This is a genomic window from Pseudomonas rustica (genome assembly GCF_049959085.1).
Lineage (GTDB): Bacteria > Pseudomonadota > Gammaproteobacteria > Pseudomonadales > Pseudomonadaceae > Aquipseudomonas > Aquipseudomonas rustica.
This window is the reverse complement of record NZ_CP188200.1, coordinates 3,579,170-3,597,353: the sequence shown is the minus strand read 5'-3', so window position 1 is coordinate 3,597,353 and position 18,184 is coordinate 3,579,170. Positions and strand designations below refer to the sequence as shown.

Genomic DNA, 18,184 nt, shown 5'->3' with positions numbered 1-18,184 from the left:
AAACCCTGCTAATGTATGCCGCCGCTAAATGCCAGCTGATGCTGGCTGCGGCGGACATTGACCTGACTGTCGGCACGACTTGTTTTGAATAAAGCCCAAACGCTATCCACGCGCTACGACCCCCGCGAGCTCTCTGATGAGGAGTTGGTCGCGCGCTCGCACACCGAGCTTTTTCACGTGACGCGCGCTTATGAAGAACTGATGCGGCGTTACCAGCGAACATTATTTAACGTCTGTGCGAGATATCTTGGGAACGATCGCGACGCAGACGATGTCTGTCAGGAAGTGATGCTGAAGGTGCTGTATGGCCTGAAGAACTTCGAGGGGAAATCGAAGTTCAAGACATGGCTATACAGCATCACTTACAACGAATGCATCACGCAGTATCGGAAGGAACGGCGAAAGCGTCGCTTGATGGATGCTTTGAGTCTTGACCCCCTGGAAGAAGCGTCTGAAGAAAAGATGCCAAAACCCGAGGAGAAGGGCGGACTCGATCGCTGGCTGGTGTATGTGAACCCGATTGACCGTGAAATTCTGGTGCTACGATTTGTCGCAGAACTGGAATTTCAGGAGATCGCAGACATAATGCACATGGGTTTGAGTGCGACAAAAATGCGTTACAAACGTGCTCTAGATAAATTGCGTGAGAAATTTGCAGGCATTGCTGAAACTTAGTTCAGCGCAAATATCTCTTACGTGTAGGCAAGTTCTGATAGACTTGCCGCCGAGTTGTCCCCCGGTTTGCGGGACTGCTTCACAATCACCAGATGGGGATTTAACGGATGAAACTGAAAAACACCTTGGGCTTGGCCATTGGTTCTCTTATTGCTGCCACTTCGTTCGGCGCTCTGGCACAAGGCCAAGGCGCAGTTGAAATCGAAGGCTTCGCTAAGAAAGAACAATTCGACAGCGCTCGTAACTTCAAGAACAACGGCAACCTGTTCGGCGGTTCGATCGGTTACTTTCTGACCGACGACGTTGAACTGCGTCTGGGCTACGACGAAGTGCACAACGTGCGTTCCGACGACGGCAAGAACGTTAAAGGCGCTAACACCGCTCTGGACGCTCTGTACCACTTCAACAACCCAGGCGACATGCTGCGTCCATACGTCTCGGCCGGTTTCTCCGACCAGAGCATCGACCAGAACGGTTCGAACAGCCGTGACCGTTCGACCTTCGCTAACGTTGGTGGCGGCGCCAAGCTGTACTTCACTGACAACTTCTACGCCCGTGCTGGCGTTGAAGCTCAGTACAACATCGACAAAGGCGACACCGAGTGGGCTCCAAGCGTCGGTATCGGTGTGAACTTCGGTGGCGGCTCCAAGCCTGCTGCTGCTCCAGTTCCAGCACCAGCTGAAGTTTGCTCCGACAGCGACAACGATGGCGTTTGCGACAACGTTGACAAGTGCCCGGACACCCCAGCCAACGTAACTGTTGACGCTGACGGCTGCCCAGCAGTTGCTGAAGTTGTTCGTGTTGAGCTGGACGTTAAGTTCGATTTCGACAAATCTGTTGTTAAAACCAACAGCTACGGCGACATCAAGAACCTGGCTGACTTCATGAAGCAGTACCCATCCACCACCACTACTGTTGAAGGTCACACTGACTCCGTCGGTCCTGACGCTTACAACCAGAAACTGTCCGAGCGTCGTGCAAACGCCGTTAAGCAAGTTCTGACCAACCAGTACGGTGTTGAATCGTCCCGCGTTCAGTCTGTTGGCTACGGCGAATCCCGCCCAGTTGCTGACAACAAAACTGAAGCTGGCCGCGCTGTAAACCGTCGCGTAGAAGCGCAGGTTGAAGCTCAAGCTAAGTAATTAGCTGCCGCTCTGAGGAAAGCCCGGCTTAGGCCGGGCTTTTCTTTGTCTGCGATTTGAGTTTCAGGTTTTCAAGATCGCAGCCTTCGGCAGCTCCTACATTGAGACCGCGTGCGGTTCGCGTACTGCGATCATTTGATCCTCCGCGTACCCAGCCACTGCGCCGATGACCAGTATCGCAGGGCTCTTCAATTGAAATCTGTAGGCCGCTTCGCTCATTGCCGTCAGAACACTCCGGCATTCACGTTGATGAGGCAGTGAAGCGTTTTCGATCATCGCCACCGGCGTATCCGCTGCCATTCCTCCGGCCAATAGCTGATCACGAATCTCGTCGAGCTTGGCCACGCCCATGTACACCACCAGCGTCGTGCCGCCCTGCGCCAGCGCCTGCCAGTTCAACTGGCTGTCATCCTGCGTATGCGCCGTCACCAGCGTCACCCCGCGCGCGACACCGCGCAGGGTCAGCGGGATGTCGCACTGCGTTGCGCCCGCCAGCCCGGCGGTGATGCCGTTAACCAATTCCACCTCAACACCACGCTCACGGAGCCACTGCGCTTCTTCGCCACCACGGCCGAAAATGCACGGATCGCCGCCCTTGAGTCGCACCACGCATTTGCCGTGGCGGGCATAGCGCAGCATCAAGCGATGGATAAAGGCCTGCGGCGTCGAACGGCAGCCGCCGCGTTTCCCCACGGCGATAATCCGCGCGTCCGGGCAGTGTTCCAGCACCGCGTCATTGACCAGATCATCGATCAGCACCACATCGGCTTCGCGTAACGCGCGCACGGCTTTGAGGGTCAGCAATTCAGGATCGCCGGGGCCAGCGCCCACCAGCCAGACTTTTGCATTCATGGAATCTTTCCTCATCAGATGACCGCGACCGGCTGCACATTGGCAGCCAGCAGGCGTTTTATTTCCGGGACGCAGGAACCGCATTGCGTGCCGCACCCCAGTTGATTTTTCAAACCTTGCAGATCGAGACCTTGGCGGATGCCGGTGCACACGGCGTCGAGGCTGACGTTTTTGCAGTTACACACCGTTTTCGCCGTCATCATTGGTGCTCCGGCATTACCCGGTGGCGCACTCATCGGCGCCAGCAGCCAGCGACGCAGTTGCTCGTCGGCGCGGCCCTCCAGCCACAGGCCTTGCAGCCAATGCTGTGCGAGGGTTTCGCCGGCCAGACGAATTGCGGTGATCCGGCCGTTCTCGATACGCACGCGTTTGCCAATCGCGCGGCGAGGGTCGTCATAGGCCAGCACCGGGCCATCGATCAGCGACAGGCAGCGGTCGATTTCACCCAGCAACTGTGGATCCGGTGCTTCGCTGCTGGCAGCGCGTATCAGCAACGCCGATCGTTCACGTCCGACAAGGCTGAGACTCACGTAGGAAAACGCCTCACAGAGTGGTCGTAGCGTCTCGAAATGCTGTTGAACATTGCCTTCGATGAGTGCGAACAGTTGCCACGGCAGATTCACCGCTTCCAGGCGCACGCCGCTGTGTTTCAGTTCCGGTTGTTTCGACAAAGGATCGAACGCCGGCAAGGTCAGGCTGTTGACGCCGCCCTTGAGAAAACGATCGCCCCAGTGCATCGGCAGAAAGGCCTGGCCCGGACGCACACTGTCATCGCTACCGACCGCGACGATCAACGCGCCACGCCGACTTTTCAGATTGACCAGATCACCCGGCTGCAAGCGATGCCGACGCATCTCGTCGGGGTGCAGGCTCAACACTGCTTCGCTGACATGACCGAACAACTGCGCTGCCGTGCCGGTGCGGCTCATGCCGTGCCATTGATCACGCAAGCGCCCGGTGAGCAGCGTCAGGGGGAAGCGTGCATCACGTTGTTCCTTGGCGGCGCGATACGGGTCGGCGATGAACTGCGCTCGACCATTTGCCGTAGGAAAAACACCGTCGACGTACAGACGCGCCGTGCCTTGCTGCGCGCCGACGGGGAAGGGCCATTGTTGCGGGCCGATCTGGTCGATCAAGGCATGGCTGATTCCGGATAAATCCAGATCGCGGCCGCGGGTCAGCCCTTTGAACTCATCGAACAACTGCGCAGGCTGTGTGAAGGCAAACAGGCTCGATGCTTGTGGGCGCAGACGTTTCTCCAGACGTTGTGCGAAATCCACCGTAATCGCCCAGTCCGGTCGTGCTTCACCGGGTGGGAGAATGGCTTTGCGTACGTGGGAAATGCGCCGTTCGGAGTTGGTAACCGAACCTTCCTTCTCGCCCCAACTGGCGGCCGGCAACAGCAGGTCGGCGAAAGTCGCCGTCTCGGTGGTGCGAAAAGCTTCTTGCAACACCACAAATGGGCAGGCTTCAAGCGCTGCACGCACCGAGCTTTGATCGGGCATGGATTGCGCAGGGTTGGTACAAGCGATCCACAGCGCTTTGATCTTGCCGTTGCCTACCTGCTCGAACAGTTCGATGGCGCTGAGGCCGGTGCTGTCGGGCAATTGATCCACGCCCCAGTAAGCTGCCACTTCGGTGCGGTGTTCAGGGTTGGCGGCATCACGATGGCCCGGCAACAGATTGGACAGGCTGCCGGTTTCCCGTCCGCCCATGGCATTCGGCTGACCGGTTAGAGAGAAAGGCCCTGCACCCGGACGGCCGATTTGTCCGGTGGCCAGGTGCAGATTGATCAGTGCGCTGTTCTTCGCGCTGCCGGCGGTGGACTGGTTCAAACCCATGCACCATAACGACAGAAAACTCGGCGACGTGCCGACCCATTCCGCACATTGCTGCAATTGCTCGACACTGATCCCGCACAGCTGCGAAACCATTTGCGGGGTGTAATCGCGCACCAGACTTTTCAGTTCGGCCAGGCCATCGGTGTGTGCCTTGATGAAGTCGCGGTCGATCCAGTCTTCCCACAACAACAGGTGCAAAATCCCATGGAATAGAGCGACATCGGTGCCCGGCAGAATCGCCAGGTGCAGATCCGCGAGGTCGCAGGTGTCGGTGCGCCGTGGATCGATGACGATGACTTTCATCTGTGGACGCAGGGATTTCGCCTCTTCCAGTCGACGGAAAAGTACCGGATGGGCGTAGGCCATGTTACTGCCGACGATCATCACGCAATCGCTAAGCTCCAGATCCTCATAACTGCACGGCGGCGCATCGGCGCCGAGGCTGCGCTTGTAGCCGACCACTGCTGAAGACATGCACAGCCGCGAATTGCTGTCGATGTTGTTGGTGCCGACCAAGGCCCGCGCCAGTTTGTTGAAGGCGTAGTAATCCTCGGTGAGCAATTGCCCGGAGATGTAGAACGCCACACTGTCCGGGCCGTGTTCGGCGATGGTCTCGGCGAAGACATTGGCGGCGTGTTCCAGCGCCGTGTCCCAATCGGTGCGGCTACGCGCCAGACCTTTGCCCAGGCGTAATTCTGGATACAGGGCACGGGCCGCGAGGTCGCCGGTAAGGTGCAGCGTCGAGCCTTTGCTGCACAGTTTGCCGAAGTTGGCCGGATGCGCCGGATCGCCGCTGACGCCGAGGATGCGCTCGCCGTCATGCTCGATCAGCACGCCGCAGCCGACCCCGCAATAACAGCAGGTCGAGGCGGTCGTCTGGGGGCTCATCAGATGGCGTCCCGCAGAGCCAACTGCACGCGACCGTTTTCGACCCGCGCCGGGTGATGGTGCGCGCAGCCGATGTCTGGCGCTTGAGCTTCGCCGGATTCAAGGTCGATCTGCCAGTTGTGCAGCGGGCAGGCGACGCGTTTGCCGTAGATCAGGCCTTGCGAGAGCGGTCCGCCCTTGTGCGGGCAGCGGTCGTCGAGGGCGAAAACTTCGTCGTCGCTTGTGCGAAAAATCGCGATGTCACCTTTCGGCCCGGCAATGATCCGCGAACCGAGGGCGTTGATTTCTTCAAGGGCACAGATATCGAGCCAGTTCATGCTGGCACCTCCAGATTTTTCACCGGGATCACGTCGAATTCTTTCTTCAATTGCGGCTCTGCCAGACGTTCTTTCCACGGATCCTGCTCGAACGACAGGGAAAATTGCAGGCGCTCGTTCAAGGCTTTGCGGCGCTCCGGGTCTTCCAGCACGGCTTTCTTGATGTGCTCCATGCCGACCCGTTGCAGGTAGTGCACGGTGCGTTCGAGGTAGAAGGCTTCTTCGCGATACAACTGCAGGAAGGCACCGTTGTATTCGCGGACTTCTTCGGCGGTTTTCAGCTTGACGAAGAATTCGGCGACCTCGGTTTTGATCCCGCCGTTGCCACCGATGTACATCTCCCAGCCGGAATCCACGCCGATAATTCCTACGTCCTTGATCCCCGCTTCCGAGCAGTTGCGTGGGCATCCGGAGACAGCCAGTTTCACTTTGTGCGGCGACCACATGTTGAACAGGTCATGCTCAAGCTCAATGCCCAGTTGCGTCGAATTCTGTGTGCCGAAACGGCAGAACTCACTGCCGACGCAGGTCTTCACCGTGCGAATGGATTTGCCGTAGGCATGGCCGGACGGCATGTCGAGATCCTTCCAGACGCCGGGCAAATCCTGCTTTTTGATGCCGAGTAAATCGATGCGCTGCCCGCCGGTGACCTTGACCATCGGCACGTTGTATTTGTCGGCGACGTCGGCTATCCGCCGCAATTCCGAAGGATTGGTCACGCCGCCCCACATCCGTGGCACCACCGAATAGGTGCCGTCCTTCTGAATGTTGGCGTGCGCACGTTCGTTGATCAGGCGCGATTGTGGGTCGTCCTTGGCTTCGCCGGGCCAGGTGGAAATCAGGTAATAGTTGAGGGCAGGGCGGCAGGTGGCGCAGCCGTTCGGCGTGCGCCAGTTGAGGTAGCTCATGGTGCCGGCGATGGTCAGCAGATGTTCTTCGCGAATAGCTTGACGAATCTGTCCGTGGTTAAGGTCGCTGCAACCGCAGATGGCTTTTTCGCTTTTCGGTTTGACGTCGGCCGCGCCGCCGACGGTGTTGATCAGGATCTGCTCGACCAGCCCGGCACAGGAGCCGCAGGAGCTTGCCGCCTTGGTGTGTTTCTTCACTTCATCGACGCTGAACAGGCCGTGTTCCTGGATCGCTTTGACGATGGTGCCTTTGCACACACCGTTGCAGCCGCAGACTTCGGCGGTGTCAGCCATGACCATGGCTTTGTCCTGGCCCTGATGTCCTACGTCGCCTAACGCATTTTCGCCAAACATCAGGTGATCGCGGATCTCGCCGATGGCGTGATTCTCACGAATCTGTCGGAAATACCAACCGCCATCTGCCGTATCGCCGTACAGACACGCGCCGACCAGCACGTCATCCTTGATCACCAGTTTTTTGTACACGCCGCCGATCGGGTCGGAGAGGGTGATGGTCTCGGTGCCTTCGCCGCCCATGAAGTCGCCGGCGGAAAACAGGTCGATGCCGGTGACTTTCAATTTGGTCGAAGTCACCGAGCCCTGATAACGGGCGAACCCCAGTTGTGCGAGGTGGTTGGCGCAGACCTTGGCCTGTTCGAACAGCGGTGCAACCAGGCCGTAAGCGATGCCGCGATGGCTGGCGCACTCGCCGATCGCGTAGATGCGCGGGTCGTAGGTTTGCAGGGTGTCGTTGACCAGGATCCCGCGATTGCACGGGATGCCGGCCTTTTCCGCGAGTTCGGTGTTGGGACGAATGCCTGCAGCCATCACCACCAGATCGGCGGGGATAATGTCGCCGTTTTTGAATTGCACCGAGCCGACCCGACCGTTGCCGGCGTCGTGCAGGGCTTGGGTTTGTTCGCACAGACGGAAATGCAGGCCACGGGATTCGAGGGCGCTTTGCAGCAACTGGCCACTGGTTTTGTCCAGTTGCCGTTCAAGCAGCCACTCACCGATGTGCACCACGGTGACGTGCATGCCGCGCAGCATCAGGCCGTTGGCGGCTTCGAGACCGAGTAAACCGCCACCGATGACGACCGCGTGCTTGTGGGTTTTTGCCGTGTTGATCATCGCCTGGGTATCGGCGATGTCGCGGTAACCGATCACGCCGTGCAGGGTGTTGCCCGGGATCGGCAAAATGAACGGCGTCGAACCGGTGGCGATCAGCAGGCGATCATATTCCGCTTCGGTGCCGTCGTCGGCGATCACTCGACGTTTGACTCGGTCGATCTCCACCACTTTGCGGTTGAGCAGCAACTTGATGTGGTTTTCCAGGTACCAGTCGAGGTCGTTGAGGACGATCTCTTCGAAGGTCTGCTCACCGGCCAGCACCGGCGAGAGGAGGATGCGGTTGTAGTTGGTGTGCGGTTCGGCGCCGAAGACGGTGATGTCGTACAGCTCGTTGCTCAGTTTGAGCAGCTCTTCGAGGGTACGAACCCCGGCCATGCCATTGCCGATCATCACCAGTTTGAGTTTTTTCATCAGGTTCTCCGGGGAGCTGCGGCTGGCCTCTTGTGGGCAGTCAGGCCGTGCTCGAGAAATTTTGCGCAAACAAAAAAAGGCGTCCCGCTAGTTGCCTAGCGAGGACGCCTTTGTCCTGGTCCCGTTCTCTCGGGAAGCGCAGCCTTCGTCGTTGAAGGTTGGGCTTTATGTGTGTGTTGGATGGGGTAATGCAGTGGTTGTGCCAAGTGGCGGTGGGGGCGGGTTTATTGGGGGGCGCGGGTTTTGAGGGTGATTTTCTGCACTGAATCGAGGCGGGTTGCTCGTTCGTGGGGCGCTCAGGTAGATGGATTTGTAGTGATCGGGCGGGCGCCTTCGCGAGCAGGCTCGCTCCCACAGTGGATCTTTGTCGTTCAGAAATCCCTTATGGGAGCGAGCCTGCTCGCGAATGGCGCGACGCGCTGTCAGCCATGAAATAACACCACCAGCAACACCAGATTCCCGAGCAATGCCAGCAACGCCATCGTCCGCCAGACCTTCAACGGCTCGCGCTCCAGCAACGGCCGAGGCCGCACGCTCAAACTGCGTCGCTCGCCCTGTTCCATCACCAATAACCATTCTTCCGCTGTTTCAAAGCGTTGCTGCGGATCAGCCGCTACGCCGCGCTCCAGACTCTGCGCCAGCCATTCCGGCAGATCCGGTCGATAACGACCGGCACTCACCGCCAGTCCAAAACGCGGCCGCTGAAACGCTTCGATCTCGCCATAAGGAAAATGCCCCGTAAGCAGGAAATACAAGGTCACGCCCACCGCGTACAAGTCCTGCTGCGCACTCGGCGGATCACCGCGAAAGCCTTCCGGGGCGATATAACTCGGCGTCCCCGGCAACGTCGACGGTGCGTCTTCGGACAGTCCCGGGCAATACGCCAGGCCAAAATCCAGCAGCCGCAGTTCACCGTCATCCCCCCAATGCAGATTCTCCGGTTTGATGTCCCGATGCAGAATCTGCCGCCGATGCAGCAGCCCGACTGCACGCAGCAGGCGTTCGGCAATGTCTTGCCACTGCGCCAACGGTAACGCCCCGTTTTTTTGAAAAACCTGCGCCAGCGTCTTGCCGGAATATTCCCGCATTACGTAGTACAAATGCTGACGCTGATTGCACGCATGGACTTCAGGAAAATGCCGTCCGGCCACACGTTTCAGAAACCATTCCTCGGACAACAGCGCTTGCCCGGCACAGGAATCATCAGCGGAACGTGTGGGCAGGGTTTTCAACAGCCACGTTTGACCTTGGCTATCAAGCGCGCGATACAGCAACGATTGCTGGCTCTGCGCGACGATGCCTTGCACCTGCCAGCCTTCAAACAACTGGCCAGGTTTCAGCGGCGGCGGCAGTGGCCATTGCTGCAAATGCATCAGTGCATCGCCAAAACTCGCCTCGCCAACCGCATCGACCCGCACCAGCAAAGCGCTGGCGTTGTCCTGACTGCCGGCCAGATGCGCGGCGTTGACCAATGTTTGCGCCGCGCGGTGCAGATCCGGCTGATCACGCAGGATCGCCGCAATCGCGGTATCGCCCAGGGTTGACCAGACGCCATCACTGAGCAGTAAAAAGCTTTCGCCGTCACGCAATTCACCGTCGAGAAAATCCAGCACCAAATGTTGATCCAGCCCGAGCGCACGCTTGAGCACATGCTGCATGCCCGGCTGCTCCCAGACGTGATCCTCGCTGATGCGCTGCAACGCGTCGGCGTGCCAGCGGTATACCCGGCAATCTCCTACATGGGCGAGGGTAAAGCGCCGACCGCGCATGACCAAAGCACTGACAGTGGTGAGTAACGGCTGCCCACCGCCATTGGCCTGCAACCAGCGATTTTGTGCGAGCAGCAAGCGGTCGAGGGCCTGCGCCACGCTCCAGGTTTCCGGGGTGGCGTAATAGTCGAGCGCCAAGGCCTGCAAGGTCGAGCGCGCGGCGAGGCCGCCATCGGCGCATTGGCTGACGCCGTCGGCGATGGCGAACAGGTAACCCTTGCTCGCCGCCAGCGCCGGGGCCGGCGTGACCAGGCGCACAGCGTCCTGATTCTCCGTGCGCGGCCCGGTGGCGCTGGCTTCGGCGAAACTCAGTTGCAGGGCCATCGACGCTTCAAACCCGCGCCGCCGTCACCGCTGCCGAACCCCAAGTGGTTCTCCAGCGACGCTTGACGCCGTGCAGGCCAAACCACGCCAACACGCCAAGGCTGGCGAACAACCACAGCGCCAGTTGGTAGCTGCCGGTGCTCTGCTTGATCGCACCCATGCCCGCCGCCAAGGCGAAACCACCAATGCCGCCGGCCATGCCGATCAGCCCGGTCATCACGCCGATTTCCAGACGAAAACGCTGCGGCACCAGTTGGAAAACCGCACCGTTGCCTGCCCCCAAACCGAGCATGGTGCAGACGAAAAGGGCCAGCGCCGCGTAGGAACTTGGCAGGTTGAAGCCGACGGCAGCGATGCAGATCGCAGCGACGGTGTACATCGCCAACAGAGTGCGGATGCCGCCGAAACGGTCAGCCAGGGCGCCACCCAATGGGCGCATCAAACTGCCGCCGAACACGCAAGCGGCGGTGTAGTAACCAGCGGTCACCGGGCTCAAACCGTATTGATCGTTGAAATAGCCGGGCAGGGCGCTGGCCAAGCCGATAAAGCCGCCGAAGGTGACGCTGTAGAAGAACATGAACCACCAACTGTCGCGGTCGCCGAGGGCTTTGAAGTAGTCGGTCATGGCTTTGGCTTTTGGCCGTTCCGGCGCGTTTTTCGCCAGCCAGGCGAACAGCACCAGCGTCAGGATCAGCGGAATCAAGGCGAAGCCGAAAACATTGCTCCAGCCGTAAGCGGCGGCGAGCACCGGGGCGAGCAGCGCGGCGAACACGGTGCCGGAGTTGCCCGCGCCAGCGATGCCCATGGCTTTGCCCTGATGTTGCGGCGGATACCATTGCGAGGCCAGCGGCAGGGCAACGGCAAACGAAGCGCCGGCCATACCGAGAAACAGGCCGAGGATCAGCGCTTGTTCGTAACTGTGAATGCCGATTTTCCAGGCCCCGAACAGTGCGCAGATGACGATGACCTGGCCAATCAGCCCGGCGGTTTTCGGCGACAGTCGATCGGCGAGCATGCCCATGATGAAGCGCAGTACCGCACCGGCGAGGATTGGCGTGGCGACGACGAGGCCGCGTTGTTGTGTAGTCAGGTGCAGGTCGGCGGCGATCTGCACCGCCAAAGGGCCGAGCAGATACCAGACCATGAAACTCAGGTCGAAATAGAGGAAGGCCGCGAACAATGTCGGGGTGTGGCCGGATTTCCAGAAGCTTGAATTCATCGCGCACCTCAGCTGAAAAGAGTCTCGAAAGGAGTCATGCAACAGCAGGTGGGGCGCCGCACGGCCGCACCACCGGCCCCGGTCTGTGGGGCCAAAACGCAAAAACGCCGCTACCTGCTGCGCCGGGTGGGGCGAACGGGTGAGCGACGTCTTTGTCGTGGGTGGGGCAACCGCCGTTGGTTACCTTTGAGTTTTACATAGCGAGATTTGTGCCAAGGATCAAACGATCGCAGCCTTCGGCAGCTCCTACGGGGGAATGCAGTCTCCTGTAGAAGCTGCCGAAGGCTGCGATCCTTTGATCTTGATTCAGCCGAGCAACTCACTCATGGCTATGATTTGTTCGGCCACTTGAATCAGCTTCTGCTGCCGGCTCATCGCCTGGCGCCGCATCAGCGTGTACGCCTCTTCCTCATTGCAGTCCTTCATCTTCATCAACAAGCCCTTGGCCAGTTCAATCCGCTTGCGCTCAGCCAATTGCTGATCCCGTGCCTGCAACTGCGCGCGCAACGCCTGATCACTCTCGAAACGCGCCATCGCCACATCGAGAATCGGCTGCAACCGCTGGGCGTGAATGCCTTCGACGATGTAGGCACTGACCCCGGATTTGATCGCCTGACGCATCACCCCCGGGTCATGTTCGTCGGTAAACATCACGATCGGCCGAGGCTGGTCGCGGCTGACCAGCACCACTTGTTCCATGACATCGCGGCTCGGTGACTCGGTATCGATCAGGATCACGTCCGGGCGCACCGTTTCGACGCGCGCGGGCAGGTCGATGGTCAGGCCTGATTCGTCGATGACTTCAAAACCGGCTTCGGTCAGCGCCGCTTTCAGACGTCCGACTTTTTTCGCGGTGTCGTTGATCAGCAGAATGCGCAACATGTTCGCGTCTCCTGTCAGCGGCGGGCGAGAAGGGCTGAGTCGTCGCTCATGGCGTGCAGTTTGAAGCTGCGCGCATAAGCGGCCGGGTCGCTGCCGTCCCAGATTTTGCCGTCGATCAACTGGCTGCTGCGCATGTCGGTGCCCCACGCGGCGACGCCGACTGCGGTGGCAGCGTCGCGATACAGATCGAGCTGCTGAACCTGACGGGCGACGGCGAGGTAATCCGGATCCTCGCGCAGCAAACCCCAACGACGGAACTGGGTCATGAACCACATACCGTCGGACAAGTACGGCAAATTCACCTCGCCATGGCCGTGGAAACGCAGCGCATGCGGATCCTGCCAGCGGTTGCCGAGGCCATCGGCGTAATCACCGAGAAAACGCGGTTCGATGCACGCAACTGGCGCGTCGAGGTATTCCGGCGCGCTAAGCAATTGCGCGGTGCTGCGGCGGTTTTCTGGGCTCTCTTCGATGAAACGGCTGGCTTCAAGTATCGCCATCACCAACGCGCGCGCGGTGTTCGGGTACTGATCGACGAATTCGCGGGTGCAGCCGAGGACTTTTTCCGGGTGATCGGGCCAGATGGTCTGGCTGGTGGCGAGGGTGAAGCCGAGATCCTGCTGCACCGCGCTGGCGGCCCACGGTTCGCCTACGCAAAAACCGTCGATGCGCCCGGCTTGCAAGTGCGCGACCATTTGCGGCGGCGGCACCACCACGCTGTCGACATCCTGCAGCGGATGAATGCCCTGACTCGCCAGCCAGTAATAAAGCCACATCGCGTGGGTGCCGGTGGGGAAGGTCTGGGCGAAGGTGAGTTTTGCGCGGCTTTGGTGCACGTGGCGATCCAGCGCGTCAGGACTGGTCACGCCGAGGTTCTGCAAACCGTGTGAAAGATTCAGGCTCTGGCCGTTTTGATTGAGGCCCATCAGCACCGCCATGTCGGTCGGCGCGACACCGCCGATGCCCAGGTGCACCGCGTAAATCAGCCCGTACAAACTGTGCGCGGCATCGAGTTCGCCGCTGACCAGTTTGTCGCGCAAACCTGCCCAAGAGGTCTGGCGCTTGAGGTTCAGGGTCAATCCGTAAGGCTGAGCAAAGCCTTGCGTGGCCGCGACCACCACCGAGGCGCAATCGCTCAGGGCCATGAAGCCGAGGTTGATCGCGGTTTTTTCCGGGGCATCGCTGCCGTTGACCCAGGCCAGCGGCCCTACCGAAGGTTCATTCATCCAACGCTACCTCGAAAAAAAAACGCCGCCGCGGACTTTGCGCAGGCAAAACCCGGGACGACGCCATTGTCCTTGCCCGCACGCCGCCATTGGCCTGCAAGCTGATAACGATGGCGGTGCAAGGCATATGCCACTCGCCGCGATTTGCGCGTGCGCCTCGCGCGGTGGGGCGATGCCCGGCTATAATCGCCGCCTCTTTTCGCCGCCCGAGTCAAAGCCGCCCATGTACACCCTGGCCCGTCAGATGTTGTTCAAACTTTCCCCGGAAACCTCCCACGATCTGTCGCTGGATCTGATCGGCGCGGGCGGACGTTTGGGCCTCAACGGCCTGCTGTGCAAAGCGCCGGCAAAAGTCCCGGTGACGGTCATGGGCCTGGAATTCCCCAACCCGGTGGGTTTGGCGGCCGGTCTGGACAAGAACGGCGCAGCCATCGATGGCTTCGCGCAACTGGGTTTCGGTTTTGTCGAAATCGGCACCGTGACCCCGCGTCCACAGCCGGGCAACCCGAAACCACGGATTTTCCGTCTGCCGGAAGCCGAGGCGATCATCAATCGCATGGGTTTCAACAACCTCGGTGTCGATAACCTGCTGGCGCGCGTTGCGGCGGCGAAATACAAAGGCGTGCTGGGCATCAACATCGGCAAGAACTTCGACACGCCGGTTGAGCGTGCGGTCGATGATTACCTGATCTGCCTGGACAAGGTCTACGCCCACGCCAGCTACGTGACCGTCAACGTCAGCTCGCCGAATACCCCGGGCCTGCGCAGCTTGCAGTTCGGTGATTCGCTCAAGCAGTTGCTCGCCGATCTGGCCACGCGCCGTGCCGAACTGGCGTTGCGTCATGGCAAGCATGTGCCGCTGGCGATCAAGATCGCGCCGGACATGACCGACGAAGAAACCGCGCAGGTGGCGCAGGCGCTGATCGACACCGGGATGGACGCGGTGATCGCGACCAACACCACCCTGAGCCGTGTCGGCGTTGAAGGCATGGAACATGGCGACGAGGCGGGCGGTTTGTCTGGCGCGCCGGTGCGTGAGAAGAGCACCAATACGGTGAAAGTGCTGGCGGGCGAGTTGGCTGGGCGGTTGCCGATTATTGCTGCTGGCGGGATTACCGAAGGCAAGCATGCGGCGGAGAAGATTCTCGCGGGTGCGAGCCTGGTGCAGATTTACTCGGGCTTCATCTATAAAGGCCCGGCGCTGATCCGTGAATCCGTAGACGCAATCGCCGCCCTGCGCAAATAACCCGACCCGATACGGTCAATGTAGGAGCTGCCGAAGGCTGCGATCTTTTGATCCTGTTTTTAAGATCAAGATCAAAAGATCGCAGCCTTCGGCAGCTCCTACAGGGGTAGTTGCCCGCCAATCGAAAGGTGGGTGCCGTCGATTCTGCAGGCATAAAAAAGGGCTCCTCGAAGGAGCCCCTGGGCCGTAGCCCGCCGTCCGGGAAGGACGTGCATGGTAAGTCGTTACAAATTCAGATTGTCGTGTCGGAGTAAGTGCCCTGTGTCAGCCGACGGCGTGAAGTTCGTTGAGTCTGTGGATTCCCGCAGTGCCGGTCATACCGTCCCAGTTGTCGCCGCGTCCTTCTCGCCAGCCGTTAATCCAGGCTTGACGTACCGACGGTAGAGTAAATGGGCAAAGCTCACGGGATTTGCCACCAACGCCATATTGATATCCGCGCAAAAATGCTCTTTCCAACGGATCACGCTTAAGTCTTCTCATAGGGTGTTGCCCTCACTTGTTGACTGTTTGTGTCGCGTCGACCTCAATCGAGGTCTGGCAGAAAAAACTCTGCCGTGGTGCGGCTCGCTGCCGGCGTGGCGAGCCAAGGTGTTGACGCCGTTGCGACGTCAACCTGTGGTCAGTTCTAACCAATGAGTCACAGCGATGGAATGACCGTTTTGTCATAAGGACGTAACGAAAAGGGTGCTATAGCGATAAGTAACCGCGTATTTATTGAACGTTTATTGAGCAAACCCCGGTATGATCGGCCCCGCGCTGGATGATGGGCTTAATTCTTTAGTGAGAATGACCCACGTTTGCGCTGGGGTACTATTCGACGAAGGGTCGCTTTAAGACTTTTTGTTACTCCAACTTTTTTATCTGTCCTTGCATCTAAGCTCTTTTAACCCGAGCAGCGGGGATGGAACGGCACACCTTCGTGCCACGCGGGCGTTCTTTTAGAAAAGCGCCTGATTGAAAACCGGATCGGCAATGCGTTGCCGATTCACTAGCCAAAGGCTTTGGAAATACCATGTCCGACAGTTTCGAACTCTTCCTCACTTGCCCTAAAGGCCTTGAAGGCCTGCTCATCGAGGAAGCCGTCGGGCTTGGCCTTGAAGAAGCGCGCGAGCACACCTCCGCCGTGCGTGGCATGGCGACCATGGAAACCGCTTATCGCCTGTGCCTCTGGTCGCGTCTGGCCAACCGCGTGTTGCTGGTGCTCAAACGCTTCCCGATGAAGGACGCCGAAGATCTGTACCACGGCGTCCTCGACGTCGAGTGGCAGGATCACATGCTCAGCGACGGCACCCTGGCCGTCGAATTCAGCGGCCACGGCTCGGGCATCGACAACACCCACTTCGGCGCGCTGAAGGTCAAAGATGCCATCGTCGACAAACTGCGCACGCCGCAGGGCGACCGTCCGTCGATCGACAAGCTCAATCCGGATCTGCGCATTCACCTGCGTCTGGATCGCGGCGAAGCGATTCTCTCCCTCGACCTCTCCGGCCACAGCCTGCACCAGCGCGGCTATCGCTTGCAGCAGGGCGCGGCGCCGCTGAAGGAAAACCTCGCGGCAGCGATCCTGATCCGTTCCGGCTGGCCACGCATTGCGGCCGAAGGCGGCGCGCTGGCTGACCCGATGTGCGGTGTCGGTACGTTCCTCGTCGAAGCGGGGATGATCGCCGCCGATATGGCGCCGAACCTGCGTCGTGAGCAGTGGGGTTTCACTGCCTGGCTCGGTCACGTGCCAGCGCTGTGGAAAAAACTGCATGAAGAAGCTGCTGAACGCGCCGCTGCCGGTCTGGCCAAGCCACCGCTGTGGATTCGCGGTTACGAAGCCGATCCACGTTTGATTCAACCGGGTCGCAACAACGTTGAGCGTGCCGGTCTGAGCGAGTGGATCAAGATCTACCAAGGCGAAGTCGCCACTTTCGAGCCGCGTCCGGATCAGAACCAGAAAGGTCTGGTCATCTGCAACCCGCCGTACGGCGAGCGTCTCGGTGACGAAGCCAGCCTGTTGTACCTCTACCAGAACCTCGGCGAGCGTCTGCGTCAGGCTTGCCTGAACTGGGAAGCAGCGGTGTTCACCGGCGCGCCGGATCTCGGCAAGCGCATGGGCATCCGCAGCCACAAACAGTATTCGTTCTGGAACGGCGCGTTGCCGTGCAAGCTGTTGCTGATCAAGGTCACTCCGGATCAGTTCGTCACTGGCGAGCGTCGTACGCCGGAACAGCGTCAGGCCGAGCGTGAGCAAGCGGCTTACGATCAAACCCCGGACGAGCCGCAAGAGCGCAAGTTCAACAAGAACGGCAACCCGATCAAACCGACGCCAGCCCCGGCACCGGTGATCGAGCAGCCGCGCTTGAGCGAAGGCGGGCAGATGTTTGCCAACCGTCTGCAAAAAAATCTCAAGGCGATGAGCAAGTGGGTCAAGCGCGAAGGCATCGATTGCTACCGCGTCTACGATGCCGACATGCCTGAGTACGCGATGGCGATCGATCTGTATCACGACTGGGTGCATGTGCAGGAATACGCCGCGCCGAAGTCGATCGATCCGGAAAAAGCCTCGGCACGCATGTTCGATGCGCTGGCGGCGATTCCGCAGGCGCTGAACGTCGACAAGAGCCGCGTGGTGGTCAAACGCCGCGAGCGCCAGAGCGGCACCAAGCAGTACGAGCGTCAGAGCGCGCAGGGCAAGTTCAATGAAGTCACCGAGGGCGGCGTGAAGTTGCTGGTCAACCTCACCGACTACCTCGACACCGGCCTGTTCCTTGATCACCGCCCAATCCGCATGCGCATTCAGAAAGAGGCCGAGGGCAAGCGTTTCCTCAATCTGTATTGCTACACCGCGACCGCCAGCGTGCACGCAGCCAAGGGCGGCGCGCGCAGCACCACCAGCGTCGACCTGTCGAAAACCTACCTCGACTGGGCGCGCCGCAACCTGTCGCTGAACGGCTTCTCGGACAAGAACCGACTGGAGCAGGGCGACGTGATGGTCTGGCTGGAGAGCTGCCGTGAAGAGTACGACTTGATCTTCATCGATCCGCCGACCTTCTCCAACTCCAAGCGTATGGAAGGCATCTTCGACGTGCAGCGTGATCAGGTGCAGTTGATCGACCTGGCCATGGCGCGTCTGGCGCCGGGCGGCGTGTTGTACTTCTCGAACAACTTCCGCAAGTTCCAGTTAGAAGAGAACCTGACCGAGCGTTACGCGGTCGAGGAAATCAGCGCACAGACCATTGATCCGGATTTTGCCCGCAACACCAAGATCCACCGCGCCTGGAAAATAACGGCTCGTTGACGCTTCGCCAGACTGGATCCACAGAGCCTTGATTTTTAAAGGCTCTTGGATCCAGTCAGCGCTAGCCAAA

The 18,184-nt window shown here is 59.8% G+C and carries 13 protein-coding genes; 4 read left to right on the top strand and 9 right to left on the bottom strand.

From position 1 onward, the window contains the following. Positions 1-84: 84 nt before the first annotated feature. Both sigX and ACP3TY_RS16215 read left to right on the top strand, forming a co-directional pair. Positions 85-675, top strand: a complete 591-nt coding sequence (gene sigX / locus ACP3TY_RS16220) for an RNA polymerase sigma factor SigX (RefSeq protein WP_053118714.1) — start codon at positions 85-87, stop codon at positions 673-675. Between the two features lie 107 nt (positions 676-782). Beyond that, positions 783-1,817 (top strand): OmpA family protein, encoded by a 1,035-nt coding sequence (locus ACP3TY_RS16215; RefSeq protein ID WP_212544334.1) that lies wholly within the window; start codon positions 783-785, stop codon positions 1,815-1,817. A 96-nt stretch (positions 1,818-1,913) separates the two neighbouring features. Here the strand turns inward: ACP3TY_RS16215 and cobA are convergent, their stop codons facing one another. The 8 genes from cobA to ACP3TY_RS16175 form a co-directional block, all read right to left on the bottom strand. Next, positions 1,914-2,669, bottom strand: coding sequence for a uroporphyrinogen-III C-methyltransferase (gene cobA / locus ACP3TY_RS16210; RefSeq protein WP_426617988.1), 756 nt, complete (start codon positions 2,667-2,669; stop codon positions 1,914-1,916). Positions 2,670-2,683: 14 nt separating this feature from the next. Beyond that, positions 2,684-5,398 carry a molybdopterin-dependent oxidoreductase gene (locus ACP3TY_RS16205; RefSeq protein ID WP_426617987.1) on the bottom strand — a complete coding sequence of 905 codons (2,715 nt, stop codon included), beginning with the start codon at positions 5,396-5,398 and terminating at the stop codon, positions 2,684-2,686. Next, positions 5,398-5,715: a nitrite reductase small subunit NirD gene (nirD, locus tag ACP3TY_RS16200; RefSeq protein WP_053118721.1), complete on the bottom strand. Its 318-nt coding sequence runs from the start codon at positions 5,713-5,715 to the stop codon at positions 5,398-5,400. The genes ACP3TY_RS16205 and nirD overlap by 1 nt, the downstream gene beginning before the upstream one ends. Then, complete coding sequence (gene nirB, locus ACP3TY_RS16195; RefSeq protein WP_426617986.1) at positions 5,712-8,165, bottom strand: nitrite reductase large subunit NirB; 2,454 nt, start codon at positions 8,163-8,165, stop codon at positions 5,712-5,714. The genes nirD and nirB overlap by 4 nt, the downstream gene beginning before the upstream one ends. A 422-nt stretch (positions 8,166-8,587) precedes the next feature. Continuing rightward, positions 8,588-10,258: a protein kinase domain-containing protein gene (locus ACP3TY_RS16190; RefSeq protein ID WP_426617985.1), complete on the bottom strand. Its 1,671-nt coding sequence runs from the start codon at positions 10,256-10,258 to the stop codon at positions 8,588-8,590. A gap of 7 nt (positions 10,259-10,265) precedes the next feature. Continuing rightward, positions 10,266-11,477 carry a nitrate/nitrite transporter gene (locus ACP3TY_RS16185; protein WP_053118728.1) on the bottom strand — a complete coding sequence of 404 codons (1,212 nt, stop codon included), beginning with the start codon at positions 11,475-11,477 and terminating at the stop codon, positions 10,266-10,268. 306 nt (positions 11,478-11,783) lie between these two features. Further along, positions 11,784-12,359: an ANTAR domain-containing response regulator gene (locus ACP3TY_RS16180; protein WP_007916390.1), complete on the bottom strand. Its 576-nt coding sequence runs from the start codon at positions 12,357-12,359 to the stop codon at positions 11,784-11,786. Positions 12,360-12,373: 14 nt separating this feature from the next. Continuing rightward, positions 12,374-13,585 (bottom strand): CmpA/NrtA family ABC transporter substrate-binding protein, encoded by a 1,212-nt coding sequence (locus ACP3TY_RS16175; RefSeq protein WP_426617984.1) that lies wholly within the window; start codon positions 13,583-13,585, stop codon positions 12,374-12,376. Between the two features lie 223 nt (positions 13,586-13,808). Between ACP3TY_RS16175 and ACP3TY_RS16170 the strand changes: the two genes are divergently transcribed. After that, a complete protein-coding gene (locus tag ACP3TY_RS16170) occupies positions 13,809-14,831 on the top strand; it encodes a quinone-dependent dihydroorotate dehydrogenase (protein WP_212550392.1) in 1,023 nt (340 codons plus the stop codon). A gap of 264 nt (positions 14,832-15,095) precedes the next feature. On the opposite strand, the gene rmf is transcribed toward ACP3TY_RS16170, so the two are convergent. Continuing rightward, positions 15,096-15,311, bottom strand: a complete 216-nt coding sequence (gene rmf / locus ACP3TY_RS16165) for a ribosome modulation factor (protein ID WP_003223300.1) — start codon at positions 15,309-15,311, stop codon at positions 15,096-15,098. A gap of 532 nt (positions 15,312-15,843) precedes the next feature. Between rmf and rlmKL the strand changes: the two genes are divergently transcribed. Beyond that, complete coding sequence (gene rlmKL / locus ACP3TY_RS16160) at positions 15,844-18,114, top strand: bifunctional 23S rRNA (guanine(2069)-N(7))-methyltransferase RlmK/23S rRNA (guanine(2445)-N(2))-methyltransferase RlmL (protein ID WP_159815720.1); 2,271 nt, start codon at positions 15,844-15,846, stop codon at positions 18,112-18,114. Positions 18,115-18,184: the final 70 nt, after the last annotated feature.